Below are 16,315 nucleotides of genomic sequence, written 5' to 3'. Positions count from 1 at the left end.
GGGCAACGGGGCGCTCGGCCCTTCGGACATCTAGACGTGGCTCAGGTCGCGCCCATCGTTGGCGTCGACGACGCCCCTGATGCGGGCGAGCACCTGCGCCGGTCGCTTGGCGATGCTGGTCGGGGTGACGGGGACGACCACGAGGCCGTGCTCGACATACCGTGCGTCCTTCTCCACGGTGGCGCTCCAGCGGTCTTTCCCCCTGCTCGTCCACGCCGCTGTGGAACTCCTTGGACCACTCCCGCGGTCGGGAAGTAGCCGTCGGGGCAACCGATCAACGTCCCGTCTGCGGCGTGCAGGCGAGGGTTGAGCACGTAGCGGGGCAGCGTCGGGTCCGAGCGGACCAGGGTGGCCAGACTGCCCTCGGGCACGCTCCACACGCCGTCCGCGAACTCGGCGACCGCCGACCGGACCGGGCCGAGGTTGGTGGCCGGACGCATGCGCAGCTCATCCTCGATGCGATCGGGATGGGTGAGCCGGCGCTGGAGCGCGGACAGGGCGGTCGCCCGCAGCTCGGTGCCCGTCAGTTCCTGCAGCGCGGCGGCGTCGCAGAGCGCGCGGGCCACGCTGGTCACGGGGACGTCGTCCTTGTGCGCCGCGACCTGGATGGGGCGTGTGGTCCGGACCGTGCGGACGCCGGCCGTCGCGCGGGCGCGACGGGTGGAAGGGACGAGGAAGACGCACGTCCCGAGCGAGGGGACCGTCAGGCCGTGCCGGTCCAGGGCGACCCGACCGGTCAGGACGGCGGCCTCGCCCGCCCACAGGTGAGCGCCCACCAGCCGTTGCTCGACGGTCAGCGGTCCACGGTGGGAGGCGAACACCCGGGGCACGACCTCCTGGATCGTCCTGTCCCGGGCGTGCCGTATCGCGTCGGCAGACCAGCCAGCCTCCCGCAGCTGGAACGAGGTGGCCAGGTCGTGCTGGCCGGCGATCGCGGGGAAGAGTCGTTGCTCAGACATGCGGCCAGCGTGGTGGGGAAGGCACGGTCGCGCTGCCCGAGCCGTCGCCCCTGTGGATGACGGGGGACCGATGACGAGGCTGTGGACGACACGCCGGGCTGGGAGGTCAGGAGCGGAAGGCCAGGTGCACGGCGGCAGCGTTGGTGGCGTCGGCGAGCGCGCGGGCGGCCTGGGTCTGCAGCTGACGGAGCAGGAGGGAGCGGCGGCTCGCAGTGCTCGCGTCGAGCGAGGAGGGCACGGTCGCCAGGCCCGCATCGGCGAGGAACAGCGCGGTGCCCGCCAGCGACACGACCCGCACGGCGCGGGGCGGCAGCCCGTCCGGGAGGCCCCACGCCGCGCCGCGGTCGCGAGCCGCTCGTGCCCGGGAGGCGCCCCGCTCGGCCGCCTCGCCGAACGGCGGAGCACCAGCGGAGGCCAGCTCGTCGGTGAGCTCGGCCAGACCGGTCCGCAGCATGAGCTCGGTCGCGCCCAGGTCCAGCGCCTCGACGCGGTGGACGGGGAAGGGGTCGGCCACGTATGCCGTCCACGTCACCGCCCAGCCCTGGTCGCCCTCGGGGCCGTAGGCAGCGATCTCGGGGACGAGCGCACCGCCGACGCCCGGCACGAAGACGCACTCCTCGGCGGCGGTCGCGGCGGCGACGAGGTCAGGGGAGCTGTGCGGCATACCCTGGACGTCCCCGGGACGGGGGAGGGCCACGAGGAGGGCCCTCTCACCCAGCTGGGCCCACAGGCGGACCTGCTCGACGAGACCGCTGCACTCGTCGATGTCGGGAAGGGCCCGGGCGGGCAGCTCCTCCGGCTGGAGGCGACCGCGGAGGACCGCCGTGCCCCACAGGGCGACGCGGACGCTGGCGGGCAGCTCGTGGTCGGGCATGTCCTGGATGGTAGGACGACGACCCCTGGCTAGAGTGACCCATCATGAGTGACGTCCTCGAATTCGCCGGGGTCGGAGTCCGCCGCGGGGCCTCCGACCTGCTGCGCGACATCACCTGGTCGGTCGAGGAGGGGGAGCGCTGGGTGGTCATCGGCCCCAACGGCGCCGGCAAGACCACGCTGCTGCAGCTGGCCGCGGCGCGGATGCATCCCACGACCGGCGTCGCCGGCGTGCTGGGCGAGGTGCTCGGTGCGGTGGACGTCTTCGAGCTGCGCCCCCGCATCGGTGTCTCGAGCGCGGCCGTGGCGGACCGCATCCCGGACGAGGAGCGGGTCAGCGACGTGGTCGTCACCGCCGCCTACGGCGTGCTGGGCCGCTGGCGCGAGGAGTACGACGAGTCCGACGAGCGGCGCGCGGCCGACCTCCTGGAGGCGCTGGGTGTCGAGCACCTGGCGCAGCGGCGGTTCGGGACCCTGTCGGAGGGGGAGCGCAAGCGCGTCCAGATCGCCCGTGCCCTGATGACCGACCCTGAGCTCATGCTGCTCGACGAGCCGGCCGCGGGCCTCGACCTGCGCGGCCGCGAGGACCTGGTGGGCCGGCTGAGCCTGCTGGCGCAGGACATCGAGGCGCCGGCCATGGTGCTGGTCACCCACCACGTCGAGGAGATCCCGCCCGGGTTCACCGACATCCTCATGCTGCGCGGGGGCGAGGTGGTCGCGGCCGGTCCCATCGAGCTCACTCTCACCGCCGACAACCTCAGCCGCACCTTCGACCTGCCCCTGGTGGTGGACCGGCACGGCGACCGCTGGGCCGCACGGGCCGCAGCGGTCACCGCGGACACCGCCTCGTGAGTCCCTGGGAGATCGGCGCGATCGCGCTGGCCGGCTTCTGGGCGGGCATGATCAACACGATCGTCGGGTCGGGGACGCTGGTCACCTTCCCGACGCTGCTCTTCTTCGGCTACCCGCCCGTGTCGGCGAACATCTCCAACAGCCTCGGCCTGGTCCCCGGCGGCGTCTCGGGCGCCTGGGGCTACCGCCGCGAGCTGCGGTCCCTCGGCGGGGTGCTGGCGCGGCTCGCCCCCGCCAGCCTGGTGGGAGCGGTCGGCGGTGCCCTGCTCCTGCTCTGGCTGCCGCCGGCTGCGTTCGAGGCGATCGTCCCGGTCCTCATCGTCCTCGCCCTGGCCCTCGTGCTCCTCGGGCCGCGCCTCCAGCGCTGGGCGGGCGCCCACCACGCCTCGTCGATCACACCCGGCCGGTGGGTCGCCCTCGTGCTCGGGATCGTCGTCGCCGGCATGTACGGCGGCTACTTCGGCGCGGCCCAGGGGGTGCTGCTCATCGGACTGCTCAGCGTCCTGCTACCGCTGGGGATCCAGGAGCTCAACGGCATCAAGAACGTCTTGGGCATGGTCGTCAACCTCGTCGCCGCCCTGGTCTTCCTCGTCGTCGACCCCGCCCAGGTCAACTGGACGATCGTCCTCATCATCGGCGTCGGGGCTCTGCTCGGCGGGGCCGTGGGCGCCCGGGTCGGCCGCGCGATGCCGCCCTGGCTGCTCCGCGCGGTCATCGTCGTCATCGGCGTCGTGGCCGTGATCTACCTGCTCGCCACCTGATGGCGGGGTATGGCGAGGTGCCGGCTCTCCCCACCGGCTGCACCTGGGTGCAGGACGCCCAGGCGGAGGAGCTGCGCGACTACTTCTCGCTGACGGACGTGGCCCTGCGCCGCGTGGTCGAGCCGGAGCGCGGGCTCTACATGGCCGAGTCGGAGAAGGTCATCCGTCGAGCGCTGGCAGCCGGTCACCGGCTGCGCTCGCTGCTCATGACACCGCGGTGGGTGGAGGAGTGGCCCGACCTCATCGCCACCGCCCGGGCCCAGGGTGCCCCGGTCTACGTGGCGGCGCCGGCGGTCGCCGAGGAGCTGACCGGATTCCACCTGCACCGCGGTGTGCTCGCCGCGATGCACCGGCCGGAGCTGCCCTCGATCGAGGAGGTCGTGGCGACCGCGCGTCGGGTCGCGGTGCTCGAGGACATCGTCGACCACACCAACGTGGGGGCCGTCTTCCGGTCCGCCGCGGCCCTGGGCGTGGACGCCGTCCTCGTGACTCCGCGGTGCGCCGACCCGCTCTACCGCCGCAGCGTCAGGGTGTCGATGGGCACCGTGTTCCAGGTGCCCTGGACGCGGATCGACCCGTGGCCGGACGGCGTCGGGATGCTGCAGGAGCTCGGCTTCACCGTCGCGGCGCTCGCGCTGTCCGACGACGCGGTGAGCCTGGACGACCTCGAGGTCGCGCCGCCGGAGCGGCTGGCGCTCGTGCTGGGCACCGAGGGCGACGGGCTCTCCTCGCGCACGGTCGAGGCGGCCGACCTGGTCGTGAAGATCCCGATGGGCGGGCAGGTCGACTCGCTCAACGTCGCCGCGGCGTCGGCGGTCGCCTTCTGGGCAGTCCGTCCGCGCGCCTGACGGCGCCTAGTTGATCCCTCGCTCCGCCAGATCGGTGACCGCCCGGACCGCGGCCTCAGGCCCCTGGACCGTGACCGCGTCACCGCGTCCCCAGGCCCACAGCGCCAGGTCCTGCACGGTGCCGGTCACCGTGGCGCGCGGCATACCGGGCTCGATCTCCCCGGAGAGCCGACGGGCCCGCGGCTCGTCGAAGGTGCGGCCGGACTCCGGGCCCGTCCCGCTCCACCTCCCCACCTCCACGAGCCAGCGGTCACCGGTTTCGGACGCCACGATCTCCACGTGCGCGAGCGCCCGGTCGTGGGCCCACTCCGGCACACCGGCCCACATGACGTCCACGCAGTGGTCCACGGCCCCGGCGGCGACGTCGGGCGGGATGGGGGACAGTTCCGCCCCGGCGGTGCGCTCGGCGTCCACGCGGTGCATCGTCGCCTCGTAGGTCTGCATCCGCCGGGTGAACCCGACCGTCTGTTCCTCGTCCCACCAGGTCCATCGCGGCTCGTCGTCGCCGAGGGACTCCAGCTGGGCCAGCAGCTCCAGGGTGGCCCGCTCGCGCAGGCCCAGGAGCCCGGCCAGGTCCGCCGGGCGGTCCGGGGTCGAGGCGTCCACCACCCCGACCTCCTCCTCGGTGCGCGCCCCGCTGCCCAGGACCCCGGCCCAGAACAGGTGCACGCCGGTGAAGTGCCAGAGGAGGTCGGAGGCGTCCCAGCCGGGGCACGTCGGCACGGCCGCGGCGGGATCGACGCCGGCGAGCACCTCCGCCAGCCGGTCGGACTCACGGCGGATCACGGCGATGCGGTCCATGCCCACAACCTACGCCGCGTCGGCGGCCCCGTCAGGCGGGCAGGCCCAGGCCCTCCAGTTCCTCGGCGCCGGGCAGCTCGGCGGCGAGGGCGCCGGGGAGCCGGAGCTTGGAGCGGCGCACGCCCGACCCCATGACGATGACGCCACGCCCCAGCACGGCGGCGTCGACCAGGACCGGCCAGTCGGCCGGGAGTCCGAGCGGGGTGATGCCGCCGTACTCCATCGCGGTGCGCTCCACGGCCTCGTCCATGGGCATGAAGGAGCACTTGCGCACGTCGAGGCGCTTGCGCACCGTCCGGTTGACGTCCGCCCGGGTGGTGCCGAGGACCAGGGCTGCGCAGACGCGTTCCTCACCCGCCCGGGCACCCGAGATCACGATGCAGTTGGCCATGTCCTCCATGTCCATCCCGCTGGCTTCGACCAGCGCGGCGGTGTCGGCCAGGGCGGGGTCGATCTCGACCACCTCGAGCGCCGGGACGAGGGGAGAGCCGGCGCTCTGCATACCCTCCAGGGCGGCGCGGACGGGTGCGGCGAGGAGGTCCGGGCGCGAGAGCGCGGGGACCCAGTCGAGCCTCACAGCTCGTAGGTGCCGGTGAGGGTGCCGCGGGCGAGCACGTTGCCGAGCGTGGCGAACTGCGCCTTGGCCACCGAGGTGCTGGCGTCCAGGCCGGTGTTGTCGGTGTCGAGCGCCCAGACGGTGAAGACGTAGCGGTGCGGCCCGTCGCCCTCCGGTGGGGCGGCGCCGCCGAAGTCGCGGGTGCCGTAGTCGTTGGTCAGCGTGGTCGTGCCCTCACCGAGGTTGGTGCCGAAGGCGCCCGCGTCGGCGGCCAGGGACGTGGTCCCGGCGGGGATGCCGAGCACCGCCCAGTGCGTGAAGCCGCCGATCACCGGCGCGTCCGGGTCGTGGCAGACGAGCAGGTAGGACCGAGTGCCCTCGGGCGCGCCGCTCCAGGACAGCTGCGGCGAGGTGTTGCCGAAGCCGAAGCCTGCGCTCCGGGGCAGGGGGCCGCCGTCGGTGAAGTCGTCGCTGGTCACCGTCAGCTCGGCGGGAGCCGCGGGGAGGTGGTCGATCGGGTGCGGGGCCGGGGTGCGCTGAAGGTTCATGGTCCCGACCCTAACGAGGGGTTCCGAGCCTGGCCAGGTGGCGTGACGCTGGCGCGGGGACTGTCCGTGGGCCGTGGGAGAGTGGGCGGTATGCCGTCCGCGTCCGACCCCAGGCGCCGCATCCTGCACCTGGACCTGGACGCCTTCTTCGCCGCGGTGGAGCAGCGGGACAAACCCTCGCTCCGCGGCCGACCGGTCGTGGTCGGCGGCACCGGAGGCCGTGGTGTGGTGTCGACCGCCTCCTACGAGGCCAGGGTCTACGGCGTGCACTCGGCGATGCCGACGGCCGAGGCCCGACGTCGCGCGCCGTCGGGGACCGCCTTTCTCTCCAGCCGCTTCGAGGCCTACCGCGTCAGCTCGCGCATCGTCATGGACATCCTGCGTGCGCGCTCGGCCCTCGTGGAACAGGTGTCCGTGGACGAGGCGTATGTCGATCTCACGGCCGCGGCGGGCGCGCCCGGGTGGGAGGAGGCAGCGCTGGAGGAGTGGTGCGCTGGGCTGCTCGCCGAGATCGCGGAGGCGACGGGTGGCCTGACAGCGTCGGTCGGGGTCGCGACCTCCAAGATGATGGCCAAGCTGGCCAGCGAGATGCACAAGCCCGCCGGCATCACGATCCTGCGCCCGGGGACCGAGCTGGAGGTGCTGCACCCGATGAGCGTGCGTGCGGTCGCGGGCGTCGGGCCGGCGACCGCGGCCCGCCTGCGGACCTTCGGGGTGGAGACCGTGGGCGACCTGGCGAGGGTCTCCGAGGCGGACCTGGTTGCGATCTTCGGCTCGGCTCACGGGGCCGGGCTCCACCGGCTGGCGCGGGCTGACGACGACCGGGCCGTCGTGGCCGAGCGTGAGACGAAGAGCGTGTCGGTGGAGGAGACCTTCGAGTCCGACATCCCGGACCGCGCCGTGCTCGAGGTGGAGCTCGCCCGGATGGCCGCGCAGCTGGCCACGCGGATGGGTGCGAGCGCGACGTTCGCCCGCACCATCACGGTCAAGGCGCGTTTCCACGACTTCAGCACGGTGACCCGGTCGTCGTCGCTGCCGTACGCGACCGGGGACCTGTCTGTCGTGCTGCGTGAGGGTCGACGGCTGCTGGGCAGCATCGACGTCTCCGGCGGGCTCCGGCTGCTCGGCCTGGGCGTGTCGGGCCTGACCACTCACGCTCAGGACGAGCTCGGCCTCGACGTCGACGAGCGGACGGACGTGGTCGAGATCCCGGACGTCGGGGGCGCCGTGGTGCCCGAGCCTCAGGTGCCCGGAGCCGGCGCGGTCGGCGACGGCGAGCCCCTGCTCGCGCGGCGTGGGCGCGGCTGGCGCACCGGCCAGGACGTCACGCACGAGGAGCACGGTGCCGGTTGGGTGTGGGGGAGCGGTCTGGGTCGGGTGACAGTGCGCTTCGAAGGGCCCCTGACGCCGCCCGGCCCGATCAGGACGTTCCGCGTGGACGACCCGCAGCTGTCGCCGGCCACGCCACCCGACTGGCGTTTGACACCTCTGTGAGCGTGGTAAAGTTTTCCCTCGTTGCCCGCTCCCCACGAGTGCGGGTGGCACCACCTGTCCGGGTGGCGGAATGGCAGACGCGCTAGCTTGAGGTGCTAGTGCCCTTAACGGGCGTGGGGGTTCAAGTCCCCCTCCGGACACGCTGGGTCCATCAGGACCGACGAAGGCCCCGAGCATCCGCTCGGGGCCTTCGTCGTGTGGCACAGGGCATGCCCCTCCTAGGCGGTCGACGGTCGCAAGGCGGCCCGCCGGTCGGCGTGGGCGGAGCGACGCCTGGCCAGCTCGGCCGCCATCTCGGGGTCGTCCTGCACGAGGTAGACCAGCCCGCAGTCCTGAGGGCCGCTGGCACCGGGCACGCACAGCGTGCACGGTTCACCGATCCGGATGGGGCATTGAGGGACCGGTCGACGACGCGCGGTAGTAGGCACGCACGGACAAACGCGCGCGCCTCACGATTCATGCCCGGGACGACCAGGGGCGCCGCTTCCGATGGACGGCCCCGGGAGCGCTGGCCAGACTGGACGTCTGAGCGATCCGACCGAGAGGAGACCCGACATGACAGGGCAGCCCGAGGAACAGCGACGCGCCGAGGAGCTCAGCGACGACGGCGTCGGACTGGGGATGAGCGAGGAGGACAACACCTTCGAGCCCGAGGAGGCGGGTGGGCTCGTCCCGGACGAGGAGCGACCGGTCGACCCCGAGGTCGTTGACGACCAGGTGCTGCCTGATGAGGAACGCCCGGTCGAGCTCGACGAGGGGCCGCGCAACCCGCTGTGACCTGTTCGGTGGGGCTGGGAGCAACCACTCCACGCGCTCGGTGGGGGTGCGGGGGAGACTGACCCCATGACGCCTCACCGGACGACCGGCCTGCTCCTCGCCGCCGGGCAGGGGCGCCGCTACGGCGGCCCCAAGGCCCTCGTCGAGGCCGACGGCGTCCCGTGGGTCAGGCGCTCGGTCGACACCCTTCTCGAGGGCGGGTGCGCAGACGTTCTCGTCGTCACCGGGGCCGGGGCCCGGGAGGTGGAGGCGCTGCTCGCGGCCTCACCCGACCCGCGCGTGACCTCGACCCGGTGCGGCACCTACGAGCGCGGCATGGGTGAGTCGCTGAGGGCCGGGCTCACCGCGCTCGCCACGCGTGGGCGCAGCGTCCCGCGTCAGGCCCTCGTCCACCTGGTCGACCTGCCCGACGTGGGCGCCGACGCGGTGGCGCGCGTCCTCGCCGCCGCCGGTGACGGGACCGACGCCCTGGCGCGAGCGGCATACCAGGGGGTCCCGGGGCACCCCGTCCTCCTCGGGCGGGACCACTGGGAGGGCGTGCTGGGGACGGCGCGCGGCGACAGCGGGGCCCGCGCCTACCTGCGCCGCGCCCGGCCGCAGCTGGTGGAGTGCGGCGATCTCGCCACCGGTGCCGACGTCGACGTCCCGGGCGGCGCGACCCCGGCCCAGACCTAGACTCGCTGCCATGGACGCCTTCGACAGCCCGCGCTCCCTCAGCGAGGCGCTCGCCACCACCGGCTACCTCGCCGACGAGGGGCTGGCGACGGTCGCCTGGCTCGCGCAGGCCCTCGGGCGGCCGCTGCTCCTGGAGGGGGAGCCGGGCACCGGCAAGACAGCCCTGGCGGAGGCGACGGCCGAGCTGCTCGGCGTGCCCCTGATCCGGCTGCAGTGCTACGAGGGCATCGAGGCCAGCCAGGCGCTCTACGACTGGGACTTCCCCAGACAGATCCTGCACCTGCGCACCGTCGAGGCGCTCGGTCGTCAGGGTGAGGTCGACCAGGTGGAGCACGACCTCTTCGACGAGCGCTTCCTGCTCGCGCGTCCGGTCCTGCGGGCGCTGAGCGAGGCACCGTGCGTCCTCCTGGTCGACGAGGTGGACCGGGCCGACGACGAGTTCGAGGCGTTCCTGCTGGAGGTCCTGTCGACCTGGTCGGTGACCATCCCCGAGCTGGGTACCGTCCGGGCCGCGACCCCGCCCTTCGTCGTCCTCACCTCCAACCGCACCCGTGACCTCCACGACGCGCTGAAGCGCCGCTGTCTCTACCACTGGATCGAGCACCCCGGCCTCGAGCGCGAGCTGGCCATCCTGCGCACGAGGCTGCCCGAGGTGGACGCGACGCTCTCGGAGCAGGTCGTCGGCGTCGTCCAACGGCTGCGCGCCGAGGAAGACCTCGTCAAGCCGCCCGGAGTCGCCGAGTCGCTCGACTGGGCCCGCGCGCTGGACGCCCTGGGTGCGAGCCGGCTCGACCCGGAGATCGCCGCAGCCACCATGGGGGCGGCGGTGAAGGACCGCGAGGACGCCGAGCGCGTGCGGGTCGCGCTGGACCGCATGCTCACCCGCTGAGGGGTATGCCGTGAGCCAGGCGCCCCCCGACCCCCCGCCCGGGTGGTCCGCAGCTCAGACCCTGGCCGGGTTCGCGCGCGCCTGCCGCTCGGCGGGGCTGCCGGTCACGTCCGACCGCGAGCGCACCTTCCTCACCGCCTGCGCGCGGCTGGGGGTCGGGCGCCGCGCCGACGTCTACTGGGCGGGGCGGGCGAGCCTGACCGCCTCGCCGGACGACGTCGAACCCTTCGACCGCGTCTTCGCGGGCTGGTTCGGAGGCCGTCCGATGCACGCGGTGTCGTCGCAGGACGTGCCACGGCCGACGACCGTCCAGGCTCCCCTCGAGCAGGACGGCGGCGGGGAGGGTGGCGAGAGTGAGGACCGGTTGGGCGTGCGGGCGGCCGCCTCCGCGGTCGAGGTGCTGCGCCACCGGGACGTCGCCGGCCTCTCGCCTGCCGACCGCGTGCTCCTGAGACGCCAGTTCGCCACCCTGCGACCGCGGTCCCCGCTCCGCTCGGCGCGCCGCCATGCCCCGAGCCACCGCGGTGTCGTCGACGGGCGGGCCACCGTGCGGGAGCTGCTGCGCAACCTCGGCGAGCCGACGCGGATCCGGCTGCGCCGCAGGGACGACCGCCCCCGTCGGGTGGTCCTCCTCGTGGACGTGAGCGGGTCCATGAGCGCCTACGCCGACGCGCTCCTGCGCCTCGCGCACCGGATGGTGCAGGCAGCCCCGGCCACGACGGAGGCCTTCACGGTCGGCACGCGGCTCACGCGCGTCACCCGCGCGCTCCGCGAGCGGGACGCGGACCGCGCCCTCCTCGCCGCGGGCGAGGTGGTGCCCGACTGGTCCGGCGGGACCCGGTTGGGGGAGTCCCTGGAGGTCTTCCTGCGCCGGTGGGGCCGGCGCGGTATGGCGCGGGGCGCCGTCGTCGTCATCCTCAGCGACGGCTGGGAGCGGGACCGTCCCGAGCTGCTGGGGGAGCAGGTCCGGCGGCTGCACCGGGTCGCGCACCGGGTGGTGTGGGTGAACCCGCACCGCGGAAAGGCCGGCTACCTGCCGGTCCAGGCCGGGATCGTCGCCTGCCTGCCCCACGTCGACGACTTCCTGGCCGGTCACTCCCTGGCGACCTTCGAGGAGCTCCTGGACGTCGTGGCCCGCGCCTGAGACGGCCCGTGCGATGCTGGCGCCATGCGTGACGTGCTGGGTCAGCTCGTGGACTGGTGGAGGGCGGGCGAGGCCGTCGCGCTCGGTACGGTCGTCGGCACCTGGAGGTCCGCCCCGCGCCAGCCGGGGGCCTCGATGCTGGTGGGCCCGGAAGGTGAGGCCGTCGGCTCGGTGTCCGGCGGCTGCGTGGAGGGTGCCGTCTACGAGCTGGGGCAGGAGGTCGTCGGGTCCGGCTCGCCCGTGCTGCAACGGTATGGCGTGTCCGACGACGACGCCCACGCCGTGGGCCTGACCTGCGGCGGCATCCTCGACGTCTTCGTCGAGCGCGTGTCGCCCGCGGACTTCCCCGAGCTCGGGGAGGTGGCCGAGGACATCGACGCGGGCCGGCCCGTCGCCGTGGCGACGGTCGTCGCGCACCCGGACGCGGCATACCTCGGGCGGCACCTGGTGGTGCGTCCCGAGGGGCAGCCGACGACGGGGTCCCTGGGCAGCGAGCGCATCGACGCTGCGGTGCTCGACGACGCCCGGGGCATGCTCGACCACGGCACGACCGCGACCCTGGAGTACGGCCCCCACGGCGAGCGTCGCGGCGAGGGCCTGCGCGTCTTCGTCTCCTCCTATGCCCCACGGCCCCGCATGCTCGTCTTCGGGGCGATCGACTTCGCGGCCGCGGTGGCCCGCGTCGGCTCCTTCCTCGGTTATCACGTGACGGTGTGCGACGCCCGGCCCGTCTTCGCCACCCGCAGCCGTTTCCCGGACGCGGACGAGGTGGTCGTGACCTGGCCGCACCGCTACGTCGCCCAGCAGGTGGAGGCAGGGGCCCTGGACCGACGGACCGTCGCCTGCGTGCTGACCCACGACCCGAAGTTCGACGTGCCGCTGCTCGTCTCGCTGCTGGGGGAGGGAGCACCCGAGCTCGCCTACGTCGGCGCGATGGGCTCGCGACGGACCCACGATGACCGTCTGCAGCGCCTGCGCGAGGAGGGGCTGACGGAGCAGCAGCTGGCCCGGCTGCGCAGCCCGATCGGTCTCGACCTGGGCGCCCGGACCCCCGAGGAGACCGCGGTGAGCATCGCCGCGGAGATCGTCGCCGACCGCTGGGGCGGTCAGGGCGAGCCGCTGAGCCGGACCGAGGGCGCGATCCACCGACACGGCTGAGGACGGCGCCAGGTCGGAGGGGTCCGGCGACCCCTTGCCAGGCTCGACGACACAGGGTTGGATGTCGGTGACAGTGATGTCCATCACTCCGAACGGAGGACCCCTGCATGAGCAAGATCAGCGTGAAGGTCGACGGCGTGACCTACGAGGACGAGGTGGAGCCCCGCACCCTCCTGGTGCACTACCTGCGCGAGCAGCTGGGCAAGACCGGCACCGTCGTCGGGTGCGACACGAGCAACTGCGGAGCGTGCACCGTGCACCTGGACGGGCGCAGCGTGAAGTCCTGCAACGTCCTCGCCGTGCAGGCGGACGGCCACGAGGTCACCACCATCGAGGGCCTCGCCGGCGCCGACGGCGCTCTCACGCCCGTCCAGGAAGCCTTCCGGGACTGCCACGCCCTGCAGTGCGGCTACTGCACCCCGGGCATGATCATGCAGGCCACCGACCTGCTCGCCGAGAACCCCGACCCCACCGAGGAGGACGTGCGGCTCGGCATGGAGGGCAACCTGTGCCGCTGCACGGGCTACCACAACATCGTCAAGGCCGTCCTGCAGGCCGCGGGCGCGAGGGCGGGTGAGCACGCATGAGCATCAGCACCGAGGGCGTGGCCGAGGTCGTCGAGGAGCGCGCCGACGTCGACCGCACGGACGAGAGCAGCGGACCGGAGGTCGGGAAGGCCCGACGCCGCAAGGAGGACCAGCGGCTGATCACCGGGCGCACGCGCTGGACCGACAACCTGCAGCTGCCCGGCATGCTGCACGTCGCGACGGTCCGCAGCCCCTACGCCCACGCGACCATCACCGGGATGGACACCACCGCGGCGACGTCCTCGCCGGGCGTCGTCGCGGTGCTCACCGGTCAGGACGTCAAGGACAGCCAGGGCTCGCTGCCCTGCGCCTGGCCCATCACCGAGGACCAGAAGGCCCCGCCGCACCCGGCGATCGCCGTCGACCGCGTCGCCTTCTCGGGCGAGGTCGTCGCCGTGGTCGTCGCACGCACGGCCGCGGCCGCGCGGGACGGCGCCGAGCTGGTCGACGTCGACTACGACGAGCTGCCGGCCGCGCTCGACCTGCGGGAGTCGGCCGCCGACACCACGCTGGCCCACCCAGACCTGGGGACCAACAGGTCCGCGCACTGGGTCTTCGACTCCGCCGAGGCCGGCACGGGCGAGGACGTCGAGGCGGCCATCGCCCAGGCCCGCGAGGACGGCGTGCTGATCGAGCGGGAGTACCGCCAGCAGCGGCTCATCCCCTCCTTCATGGAGCCGCGCTCGGTGGTGGTCGACCCCACGGGCGAGCAGTTCACCATGTGGTCCGCCACGCAGGTCCCGCACATCCTGCGCCTCATGCTGGCCCTGACGCTGGACGTGCCCGAGTCCAAGGTGCGCGTCATCGCGCCCGACGTGGGCGGCGGCTTCGGCGGCAAGCTGCAGGTCACCCCGGAGGAGGTCATCACCTTCCTGGCGGCACGGCATACCGGCAAGCCCTGCAAGTGGACCGAGACCCGCAGCGAGTCGCTCCTGTCCGCCCACCACGGCCGCGACCAGTGGCAAAAGCTGACGCTCGCGGCGACCAAGGACGGCACGGTGACCGGCCTCAAGGTCGAGCTGCTCGCCGACATGGGCGCCTACCTGGGCCTCGTCACTCCCGGCGTGCCGATCCTGGGCGCGTTCATGTTCAACGCGATCTACAAGTTCCCTGCCTACCGCTTCGAGTGCACCAACGTGTTCACCAACAAGACCTGGACCGACGCCTACCGCGGCGCCGGACGTCCCGAGGCCACGTTCGCGATCGAGCGCCTCATGGACGAGCTCGCCGCCGAGCTCGGGCGCGACCCGCTCGAGGTGCGCGAGCAGAACTGGATCAGGCACGAGGAGTTCCCGTTCACCAGCGTGTGCGGGCTCGAGTACGACTCCGGCAACTACGAGGCCGCCACCGCGCGCGCCAAGGAGCTGTTCGGGTATGACGAGCTGCGGGCCGAGCAGGCCCGTCGCCGGGAGTCGAACGACCGGGTCCAGCTGGGCCTGGGCGTCTCCACCTTCACCGAGATGTGCGGCCTGGCGCCCAGCCGGGTGCTGGGGTCGCTGTCCTACGGCGCCGGTGGCTGGGAGCACGCGTCCGTGCGGATGCTGCCCAGCGGCAAGGTCGAGGTGATCACCGGGTCCTCCGCGCACGGCCAGGGCCACGAGACGGCCTGGAGCCAGATCGTCGCCGACCAGCTCGGCGTGCCCTTCGAGGACGTCGAGGTGCTCCACGGCGACACCCAGATCAGCCACAAGGGCCTGGACACCTACGGCTCCCGCTCCCTCGTCGTCGGTGGCCAGGCGGTCGTGAAGGCGGCGCAGAAGGTCATCGAGAAGGCCAGGCCGCTGGCGGCCCACGTCCTCGAGGCCAACATGGACGACCTCGAGTTCAGCTCCGGCACGTTCACCGTCAAGGGCGCGGGCGAGGGGCAGGAGGGCGTGAGCATCACCGAGCTGGCGCTCAAGACCTTCGCCGCCCACGACCTCCCGGACGGCATGGAGCCGAGCCTGGACGCCGACGCGACCTTCGACCCGGTCAACTTCTCCTTCCCGCACGGCACCCACCTGTGCGCGATGGAGGTCGACACCGAGACGGGGGAGTCGCGGATGCGTTCCTACGTCGCGGTCGACGACATCGGCAACGTGGTCAACCCGCTCATCGTCGAGGGCCAGGTGCACGGCGGCCTGGTCCAGGGGATCGCCCAGGCGCTCTGGGAGGAGGCCGTGTATGACGAGCAGGGCACCCTGGTCTCGGGGTCGTTCGTCGACTACACCCTGCCCACCACGGCCGACACGATCAGCTTCGTGACCGACCGGACGGTCTCCCCGTCCACGAGCAACGACCTCGGCGCCAAGGGCGTGGGTGAGGCGGGCTGCATCGCCTCGACCCCGGCGGTCGTCAACGCGATCGTCGACGCGCTCCGGCCCCTGGGGATCCACGACGTGACCATGCCGTGCACTCCCGAGCGGGTGTGGCGCACGATCCAGGACAGCGGTTCCGGCGGCGGTGCCACCCTCCCCGACGCCCAGCCGCACTTCGACGAGGGAGCACCCAACCAGGACCAGCCGGCGGACGCCGGCCAGGAAGGCGGACAGGCATGATCCCGGCACAGTTCGACTACGTCGCCCCGGCGACCGTCGAGGAGGCGCTCGCCCTGCTGGCCGAGCACGGCGACGAGGCCAAGGTGATGGCCGGCGGCCAGTCGCTGCTGCCCGTCCTGCGGATGCGGCTCAACGCACCGGGTGTCGTCGTGGACATCTCCCGGATCGAGGAGCTGCGGTCGATCACCGACGACGGCGACGCGATCCGCATCGGGGCCGGAGCGACCTACCAGGACGTCCTGGACTCCGACCTGGTGCGCGAGCACCTGACCCTGCTCCACCAGGCTGTCGCCGAGGTCGCCGACCCCCAGATCCGCCACCGCGGCACGGTCTGCGGCGCCCTGGCGCACGCCGACCCGGCGGGTGACGTGGGCGCGCCGGCCCTGGCCCTGGACGCGCAGATGGTGATCCGCGGCAGCGAGGGCGAGCGGACCGTCCCGGGGTCGGAGTTCTTCGTCGACCTCTTCGAGACGGCGGTCGGCGAGGGCGAGCTGCTCACCGCGGTGGTCATCCCCAAGCACACCGGGTGGGGCAGCCACTACGAGAAGTTCGTGCGCGTCTCGCACCAGTGGGCGATCGTCGGCGTGGCCGTCACCGTCCGGGTCGAGGGCGGCACCATCGCCGAGGCGAAGGTCGGCCTGACCAACATGGGCTCGACGCCGCTGCGCGCACCGGCCGTGGAGGCCGCGCTCGTGGGGCAGCCCGCCAGCGAGGAGGCCATCGGGGCGATCTGTGCGCAGGTCGGGGAGGGCACCGACCCGCCCTCGGACCTCAACGGGCAGGCCGACTACCGCAGGCACGTCGCCGGCGTGCTGACGCGCCGGGCGGTCCTCGCGGCGGCGGGGGCCTGAGGTGG

18 protein-coding genes and 1 tRNA gene are annotated in these 16,315 nt (G+C 73.4%); 13 read left to right on the top strand and 6 right to left on the bottom strand.

From position 1 onward, the window contains the following. Positions 1-41: 41 nt before the first annotated feature. Complete coding sequence (locus tag IEV65_RS07225) at positions 42-959, bottom strand: hypothetical protein (protein ID WP_188429136.1); 918 nt, start codon at positions 957-959, stop codon at positions 42-44. Positions 960-1,065: 106 nt separating this feature from the next. Further along, positions 1,066-1,833 (bottom strand): Rv1486c family protein, encoded by a 768-nt coding sequence (locus IEV65_RS07220; protein WP_188429134.1) that lies wholly within the window; start codon positions 1,831-1,833, stop codon positions 1,066-1,068. 44 nt (positions 1,834-1,877) lie between these two features. Between IEV65_RS07220 and IEV65_RS07215 the strand changes: the two genes are divergently transcribed. The 3 genes from IEV65_RS07215 to IEV65_RS07205 are packed head-to-tail and all read left to right on the top strand — an operon-like array spanning position 1,878 to position 4,293. Further along, positions 1,878-2,684: an ABC transporter ATP-binding protein gene (locus tag IEV65_RS07215; RefSeq protein ID WP_188429132.1), complete on the top strand. Its 807-nt coding sequence runs from the start codon at positions 1,878-1,880 to the stop codon at positions 2,682-2,684. Further along, on the top strand, positions 2,681-3,445 hold the full coding sequence (locus tag IEV65_RS07210) for a sulfite exporter TauE/SafE family protein (protein ID WP_188429130.1): 765 nt from the start codon (positions 2,681-2,683) through the stop codon (positions 3,443-3,445). The genes IEV65_RS07215 and IEV65_RS07210 overlap by 4 nt, the downstream gene beginning before the upstream one ends. Further along, a complete protein-coding gene (locus tag IEV65_RS07205; RefSeq protein ID WP_188429128.1) occupies positions 3,445-4,293 on the top strand; it encodes a TrmH family RNA methyltransferase in 849 nt (282 codons plus the stop codon). The genes IEV65_RS07210 and IEV65_RS07205 overlap by 1 nt, the downstream gene beginning before the upstream one ends. 6 nt (positions 4,294-4,299) lie before the next feature. Here IEV65_RS07205 and IEV65_RS07200 read toward each other — a convergent pair whose 3' ends face one another. From IEV65_RS07200 to IEV65_RS07190, 3 genes are read right to left on the bottom strand one after another with little or no spacing between them, the layout of a single operon-like run. Beyond that, entirely contained in the window at positions 4,300-5,094 is a 795-nt protein-coding gene (locus IEV65_RS07200) for a maleylpyruvate isomerase family mycothiol-dependent enzyme (RefSeq protein WP_188429126.1), read from the bottom strand. A 31-nt stretch (positions 5,095-5,125) separates the two neighbouring features. Further along, entirely contained in the window at positions 5,126-5,671 is a 546-nt protein-coding gene (locus tag IEV65_RS07195; RefSeq protein ID WP_229734998.1) for a YbaK/EbsC family protein, read from the bottom strand. Then, on the bottom strand, positions 5,668-6,198 hold the full coding sequence (locus IEV65_RS07190; RefSeq protein ID WP_188429124.1) for a YbhB/YbcL family Raf kinase inhibitor-like protein: 531 nt from the start codon (positions 6,196-6,198) through the stop codon (positions 5,668-5,670). The genes IEV65_RS07195 and IEV65_RS07190 overlap by 4 nt, the downstream gene beginning before the upstream one ends. A gap of 90 nt (positions 6,199-6,288) precedes the next feature. Between IEV65_RS07190 and IEV65_RS07185 the strand changes: the two genes are divergently transcribed. Together IEV65_RS07185 and IEV65_RS07180 are read left to right on the top strand one after the other, a co-directional pair. Further along, complete coding sequence (locus IEV65_RS07185; protein ID WP_188429122.1) at positions 6,289-7,692, top strand: DNA polymerase IV; 1,404 nt, start codon at positions 6,289-6,291, stop codon at positions 7,690-7,692. A 56-nt stretch (positions 7,693-7,748) separates the two neighbouring features. Beyond that, positions 7,749-7,832 (top strand) — tRNA-Leu (locus IEV65_RS07180). Between the two features lie 78 nt (positions 7,833-7,910). Here the strand turns inward: IEV65_RS07180 and IEV65_RS07175 are convergent. Further along, complete coding sequence (locus IEV65_RS07175) at positions 7,911-8,120, bottom strand: DUF6767 domain-containing protein (RefSeq protein ID WP_188429120.1); 210 nt, start codon at positions 8,118-8,120, stop codon at positions 7,911-7,913. Between the two features lie 127 nt (positions 8,121-8,247). Here IEV65_RS07175 and IEV65_RS07170 point away from each other — a divergent pair, with 127 nt between their 5' ends. The 8 genes from IEV65_RS07170 (at position 8,248) to IEV65_RS07135 (ending at position 16,310) form a co-directional block, all read left to right on the top strand. Continuing rightward, a complete protein-coding gene (locus IEV65_RS07170; protein WP_188429118.1) occupies positions 8,248-8,469 on the top strand; it encodes a hypothetical protein in 222 nt (73 codons plus the stop codon). Between the two features lie 66 nt (positions 8,470-8,535). Continuing rightward, positions 8,536-9,144, top strand: a complete 609-nt coding sequence (locus IEV65_RS07165) for a nucleotidyltransferase family protein (RefSeq protein WP_188429116.1) — start codon at positions 8,536-8,538, stop codon at positions 9,142-9,144. Between the two features lie 10 nt (positions 9,145-9,154). After that, entirely contained in the window at positions 9,155-10,033 is an 879-nt protein-coding gene (locus tag IEV65_RS07160; RefSeq protein WP_188429114.1) for an AAA family ATPase, read from the top strand. Positions 10,034-10,043: 10 nt separating this feature from the next. Beyond that, on the top strand, positions 10,044-11,177 hold the full coding sequence (locus IEV65_RS07155; protein WP_188429112.1) for a vWA domain-containing protein: 1,134 nt from the start codon (positions 10,044-10,046) through the stop codon (positions 11,175-11,177). A 24-nt stretch (positions 11,178-11,201) separates the two neighbouring features. Further along, a complete protein-coding gene (locus IEV65_RS07150; protein ID WP_188429110.1) occupies positions 11,202-12,335 on the top strand; it encodes an XdhC family protein in 1,134 nt (377 codons plus the stop codon). Positions 12,336-12,442: 107 nt separating this feature from the next. Continuing rightward, positions 12,443-12,922 carry a (2Fe-2S)-binding protein gene (locus IEV65_RS07145; protein ID WP_188429108.1) on the top strand — a complete coding sequence of 160 codons (480 nt, stop codon included), beginning with the start codon at positions 12,443-12,445 and terminating at the stop codon, positions 12,920-12,922. Continuing rightward, positions 12,919-15,459 carry a xanthine dehydrogenase family protein molybdopterin-binding subunit gene (locus IEV65_RS07140; RefSeq protein ID WP_188429106.1) on the top strand — a complete coding sequence of 847 codons (2,541 nt, stop codon included), beginning with the start codon at positions 12,919-12,921 and terminating at the stop codon, positions 15,457-15,459. The genes IEV65_RS07145 and IEV65_RS07140 overlap by 4 nt, the downstream gene beginning before the upstream one ends. Beyond that, on the top strand, positions 15,456-16,310 hold the full coding sequence (locus IEV65_RS07135) for an FAD binding domain-containing protein (RefSeq protein WP_188429104.1): 855 nt from the start codon (positions 15,456-15,458) through the stop codon (positions 16,308-16,310). The genes IEV65_RS07140 and IEV65_RS07135 overlap by 4 nt, the downstream gene beginning before the upstream one ends. Positions 16,311-16,315: the final 5 nt, after the last annotated feature.

Source organism: Ornithinimicrobium tianjinense, assembly GCF_014636495.1.
Classification (GTDB): domain Bacteria; phylum Actinomycetota; class Actinomycetes; order Actinomycetales; family Dermatophilaceae; genus Ornithinicoccus; species Ornithinicoccus tianjinensis.
Note: the sequence above shows the minus strand (reverse complement) of the source record. Positions and strands in the feature narration are given on the sequence as shown.

What these genes read in the sequence shown, in the direction of transcription:
- IEV65_RS07225 (WP_188429136.1), bottom strand. Translation starts at nt 959, where the DNA reads ATGTCTGAGCAACGACTCTTCCCCGCGATCGCCGGCCAGCACGACCTG.
- IEV65_RS07220 (WP_188429134.1), bottom strand. Translation starts at nt 1,833, where the DNA reads ATGCCCGACCACGAGCTGCCCGCCAGCGTCCGCGTCGCCCTGTGGGGC.
- IEV65_RS07215 (WP_188429132.1), top strand. Translation starts at nt 1,878, where the DNA reads ATGAGTGACGTCCTCGAATTCGCCGGGGTCGGAGTCCGCCGCGGGGCC.
- IEV65_RS07205 (WP_188429128.1), top strand. Translation starts at nt 3,445, where the DNA reads ATGGCGGGGTATGGCGAGGTGCCGGCTCTCCCCACCGGCTGCACCTGG.
- IEV65_RS07200 (WP_188429126.1), bottom strand. Translation starts at nt 5,094, where the DNA reads ATGGACCGCATCGCCGTGATCCGCCGTGAGTCCGACCGGCTGGCGGAG.
- IEV65_RS07190 (WP_188429124.1), bottom strand. Translation starts at nt 6,198, where the DNA reads ATGAACCTTCAGCGCACCCCGGCCCCGCACCCGATCGACCACCTCCCC.
- IEV65_RS07185 (WP_188429122.1), top strand. Translation starts at nt 6,289, where the DNA reads ATGCCGTCCGCGTCCGACCCCAGGCGCCGCATCCTGCACCTGGACCTG.
- IEV65_RS07170 (WP_188429118.1), top strand. Translation starts at nt 8,248, where the DNA reads ATGACAGGGCAGCCCGAGGAACAGCGACGCGCCGAGGAGCTCAGCGAC.
- IEV65_RS07165 (WP_188429116.1), top strand. Translation starts at nt 8,536, where the DNA reads ATGACGCCTCACCGGACGACCGGCCTGCTCCTCGCCGCCGGGCAGGGG.
- IEV65_RS07160 (WP_188429114.1), top strand. Translation starts at nt 9,155, where the DNA reads ATGGACGCCTTCGACAGCCCGCGCTCCCTCAGCGAGGCGCTCGCCACC.
- IEV65_RS07150 (WP_188429110.1), top strand. Translation starts at nt 11,202, where the DNA reads ATGCGTGACGTGCTGGGTCAGCTCGTGGACTGGTGGAGGGCGGGCGAG.
- IEV65_RS07145 (WP_188429108.1), top strand. Translation starts at nt 12,443, where the DNA reads ATGAGCAAGATCAGCGTGAAGGTCGACGGCGTGACCTACGAGGACGAG.
- IEV65_RS07140 (WP_188429106.1), top strand. Translation starts at nt 12,919, where the DNA reads ATGAGCATCAGCACCGAGGGCGTGGCCGAGGTCGTCGAGGAGCGCGCC.
- IEV65_RS07135 (WP_188429104.1), top strand. Translation starts at nt 15,456, where the DNA reads ATGATCCCGGCACAGTTCGACTACGTCGCCCCGGCGACCGTCGAGGAG.